This window comes from Brevibacterium sp., from assembly GCF_022712115.1.
GTDB lineage: Bacteria > Actinomycetota > Actinomycetes > Actinomycetales > Brevibacteriaceae > Brevibacterium > Brevibacterium salitolerans.
The window spans coordinates 1-4,434 of sequence record NZ_JALAHB010000142.1 but is presented as its reverse complement, the minus strand read 5'-3'; the positions used below and the strand labels follow the sequence as shown (position 1 = coordinate 4,434).

The window sequence follows — 4,434 nt, the reverse complement described above, 5'->3', positions numbered from 1 at the left end:
CCCGTGCTGCCCACCGTCCACGTGCGCAGGGTCTGCGAGGTGGACATGCCGAAGAAGCGGCTCACCAGCCAGAACCCGGAGTCGTTCACGTGGCTCACCGCGATGGATCCGGCCGCAGTCGCCCCCACGACGGCCACGAGCTGCACGGAGTTGAGGTCCATGCCCTGCACCGCCGGCTGCATGAGCGCCGCCGAGGTCGTGAGCGCGACCGTCGCAGACCCCTGGGCGATGCGCACCAGCAGGGCCACGAGGAAGACCGCCACGATGAGCGGCAGGCCGAGGCTCGTCATCGAGTCCGCGATGGCGTCGCCGATCCCGGAGGCCCGCAGCACCCCGCCGAACATCCCGCCCGCGCCCGTGATGAGGATGACGGAGCAGACCGGTCCGAGCGCGGTGTCCGCGATGGCCTCCGTGAGCTTCCCGGGCTTGCCCCGCACCGCGCCCAGGACGATGAAGCCCAGGAGTACGGTGATGAGCAGCGCCACCGGAGTCTCCCCGATGAGGGAGAGGATCTGCACCGCGGTGTTGCCCTCGTCCACCGCACCCGAGGTCACGAGCGTGCTCAGCACGGTGTTCATGCCGATGAGGGCCAGGGGCAGCAGGAGCAGCAGCACCACGGTCCACGTGCTCGGCTCGGACCTGAACCTCCGGGCGATGTCCTCCTCCTGCGGGGAGTCGAAGATCTCCGGCACGGGCAGATCGAACCGCCTGGCCATCGGCTTGCCCAGCAGATAGCCGCACACGTACCAGGTGGGCAGCACGAACAGCAGGCCCAGGATCACCATGAGCCCCTGGTCCGCCCCGTAGAGGTCGACCGCGGTGACGGGACCGGGATGCGGCGGCACGAACGCGTGCATGGCGCTGAAGGCGATGGCAGCGGGGAACGCGATCGCCAGGAAGGACATCTCCAGCCTCCGGGCCACCGCATAGATGATGGGCAGCATGAGGACGAGGCCGGCGTCGAAGAAGATGGGGAAGCCCATGAGCAGACTGGCGATCGACACCGCTAGCGGGGCGCGCTTCTCTCCGAACACCCCCAGCAGCTTCTGCGTCAACCTCTCCGCTCCGCCGCTCGCCTCCAGCATGCGCCCCAGCATGGCCCCCAGACCCACGAGCAGTGCCACGCTCGCCAGCGTGCTGCCGAACCCGTCGAGCATGGTGGGCACCACGTCCGCCGGAGCGATGCCCGCGGCTGCGGACGTCAGCAGGCTCACCACGATGAGCGCGATGAACGCGTGCAGTTTGAGCGCCATGATGAGGAACAGCAGCAGGGCGATCGCGCCGGCGGCCAGCATCAGCAGGGAGCCTGTGGACATCTCCCACAGGAAGGTGATCTCTTCGGACATCGTCGTCCCTTCTCGTCAGGGCTGTTTCCTGGTGCGCGCACTGCGGGGCATCATCGCCCCACAGTGCGCGCGGCGCTCAGTGGTTGAGGCGGGGCACGGGCTGCGTCTGCGCCACCCGCTGATACTTCACGGCCGGCTCCAGCACCATGCCGTCACCCAGCTGCAGCGTCATCGACCTGCTGATCTCCTGCCACGGCGTCTGACTGGGCGGGAAGCGGTAGCCTCCGGCGGCCTCGAGCGCGGCGCGCCTGTCCTCCAGCTCCGCGGCATCCACGAGGAGATCCACGCGCCCCTTCCCCACGTCCACCCTCAGCCGGTCCCCCGTGCGCAGGAGTGCCAGGGGCGCGGCCGGCGCCGCGGCCTCGGGCGAGCAGTTGAGGATGGAGGGCGAGGCGGAGGTGCCGGACTGGCGTCCGTCCCCCAGGCAGGGCAGGCTCTCGATGCCCGCCCGGATGAGCCGCGCCGGCGGGTGCATGTTCACGACCTCCGCAGCCCCCGGATAGCCGATGGGGCCCGTCCCGCGCATCACGAGGATCGAGTGCTCGTCGATCTCCAGCTCCGGGTCGTCGATGCGGCGGTGGTAGTCCTCCGGCCCGTCGAAGACCACTGCGCTGCCCTCGAAGGCCTCCGGATCCTGCGGGTCGGAGAGGTAGCGGGCGCGGAACTCCTCGCCGATGACGGAGGTCTTGAGCACGGCGTTGTCGAACAGGGTGCCCGTCATGACGCGGAAGCCGGCCTGTTCCACGAGGGGCTCCGCGACGGGCCGGATGACCTCCCGGTCCGTGGTGCGCGCATGCCGGCAGTTCTCACCGATGCTCCGCCCGTTGACGGTGAGCGCGTCCTCCTCGATGAGACCCGCGTCCATGAGCTCCCGGACGATCGCGGGCACGCCCCCGGCACGGAAGAACTCCTCGCCCAGGAAGCGGCCCGCCGGCTGCATGTCCAGGAGCAGGGGCACCTCGTGGCCGTACTCCTGCCACTCGTCCAGCCCCACGTCCACGCCCATGTGCTTCGCGATCGCGGTGAGGTGCCAGGGAGCGTTGGAGGAGCCGCCGATCGCGGAGCACACGCGGATGGCGTTGAGGAACGCCTCCCGGGTCATGACGTCCGAGGGCTTGCGATCCGCGTACGCCATCTCCACGATCTGCCGGCCCGTCTGGTAGGCGATGGAGGGCCGCTCCTGGTACGGGGCGGGGATGGCGGAGCAGCCGGGCAGGCTCATGCCCAGAGCCTCGGCGACGGCGTTCATGGTCGAGGCCGTGCCCATCGTGTTGCAGTGGCCGGCCGAGGGCGAGGACTGCTTGACGATCGCCCAGTACTCGTCCTTGTCGATGCGGCCGGCGGCGTAGTCGTCCCGTGCCTGCCAGGCGATGGTCCCGGTGCCCACGCGCTCACCCCTGTACCAGCCGTTGAGCATGGGTCCGCCGGAAAGCACGATCGCGGGGACGTTCACGGTGGCGGCGGCCATGAGCTGGGCCGGGGTGGTCTTGTCACAGCCGGTCGTGAGCACCACGGCGTCGATCGGGTAGCCGTGCAGCGTCTCCACCAGGCCCAGGTACTGGAGGTTGCGATCCAGTGCGGCAGTGGGGCGCCGGCCCGTCTCCTGGATGGGGTGGACGGGGAACTCGAAGCAGATGCCGCCGGCGTCGCGGATGCCCTCGCGCACGCGCTTGGCGAGCTCGATGTGGTGGCGGTTGCACGGGGTGAGGTCGCTGCCGGACTGGGCGATGCCGATGATCGGCTTCCCGGACTGCAACTCCTCCCGCGTGAGTCCGTAGTTGAGGTACCGCTCGAGGATGAGGATCGTGGAGTCAGGCTCACTGGGGTTGTCGAACCACTCCTGCGAGCGCCAGCGCAGCGGCACGTATTCGCCGGCGGCCGACTCCGTGACGGCCGGTTCGGTTGCCTGGCCGGTGGCGGCGTCTGCTGCGGGCTCCGCGGGCTGATCAGCGGATGCGGCTGGGGGCACGTCCCCGCGCGGTCCCGCGGCCCTGTCCGCGACCGCTCCCGCGTATCCCTCCGGGTTGTAGCCCATGGTGCTGTGCGAGCTGTACTCCGTCACTCCCGCGAGGCCTCCGCCGCCGTCCTGTGCGGCCTCCGCTTCCTTCGCGGTACCGTCTGCGCGTTCCGGTGTCGTCTCTGACATCGCCGATCCCCTCATCAGTGGTTTCTGCACGCTATCAAAGGGGAGGGACGCAGAGCCGAACGCGGAAGCAGGAGTGTGCGCCGCGCACGGCAGGCTCATCACCCGCATTCCTCGCTGACGGCTCCGTGCTGGCGGCTCCGTCGAACCCACACCGTGTGACGCCGTGTGACGGCTCCTGACGGTTTCCGGCACCGTGTCCCGGCGGCCTCGGGCGCGGCCTGCTAGCGTCGCTCCCACGTTCCAGAGATGCGGTCAAAGGTCTGGCCGGCCGCACGGCAACCCGAGTCCGACCGGGTGCCCCCAGACAGCAGAACGGGCCCGCCGCACGCCGCCGCGGGCAAGAATCGATCGGGGCATCTGCGCAATGCCCCGGAAAGGCAGGACACCATGTCCGTCGACAGCAGCGCCGCCACAGATCACTCACGCACCGCCGATCACACGCCCACGGCGGACCGCACCTACCTCCCCGGTGCTCGCTTCGCCTCCCCGGAGGCCGCCCGCGAATGGGAGGGGTTCTCCGCGGACGAGGCCCACAGCTGGGCCGGAGCCCTGTTCCGGGTGAACCCGCACCCGGTGGGCAGCGCAGCCCTGGACCGCGCCTACGGGCAGTGGTGCGCGGGCGAGGTGCCGCAGGTGCTGGCCTGGGCGCACACCGCCCGCGAGGCGCGCGCGGCCGGCTTCACCCCGCTCACGCTGAAGATCCTGCGCTCCAGCCTCGCGGACCTCTCGCCCAGCGAGCACCCGGCGCATCCGCGCAACCTGGCGCTCGTGTTCCCGCATCTGCCGGAGAGCCTGCCCTTCGACGTGAGCCTCTGGCGTGCCTGGCCCGGGTTCGTGGCCGACGGCCTCACCCCGCGGGAGGCCACCCTCCGTGTCCTCCACGACGCAGAGGAGCTCGAGGAGATCTGAGCCGCACCCCACCCGGCCCACATGCGCCTCGGG

At 70.5% G+C, this 4,434-nt stretch carries 3 protein-coding genes and 1 riboswitch; of the genes, 1 reads left to right on the top strand and 2 read right to left on the bottom strand.

Annotated elements, in window-relative coordinates:
* Both Q0A33_RS08205 and Q0A33_RS08200 read right to left on the bottom strand, forming a co-directional pair.
* Positions 1 to 1,346, bottom strand: a 1,346-nt coding sequence (locus tag Q0A33_RS08205; protein WP_291795030.1) for a gluconate:H+ symporter, incomplete at its 3' end; no start/stop codon positions are given.
* Positions 1,347 to 1,422: 76 nt separating this feature from the next.
* Positions 1,423 to 3,492, bottom strand: a complete 2,070-nt coding sequence (locus Q0A33_RS08200; protein WP_291795029.1) for an IlvD/Edd family dehydratase — start codon at positions 3,490 to 3,492, stop codon at positions 1,423 to 1,425.
* Positions 3,493 to 3,729: 237 nt separating this feature from the next.
* A riboswitch (SAM riboswitch) is annotated at positions 3,730 to 3,842 on the top strand.
* A gap of 37 nt (positions 3,843 to 3,879) precedes the next feature.
* Between Q0A33_RS08200 and Q0A33_RS08195 the strand changes: the two genes are divergently transcribed.
* Entirely contained in the window at positions 3,880 to 4,401 is a 522-nt protein-coding gene (locus Q0A33_RS08195) for a hypothetical protein (protein WP_291795028.1), read from the top strand.
* Positions 4,402 to 4,434: the final 33 nt, after the last annotated feature.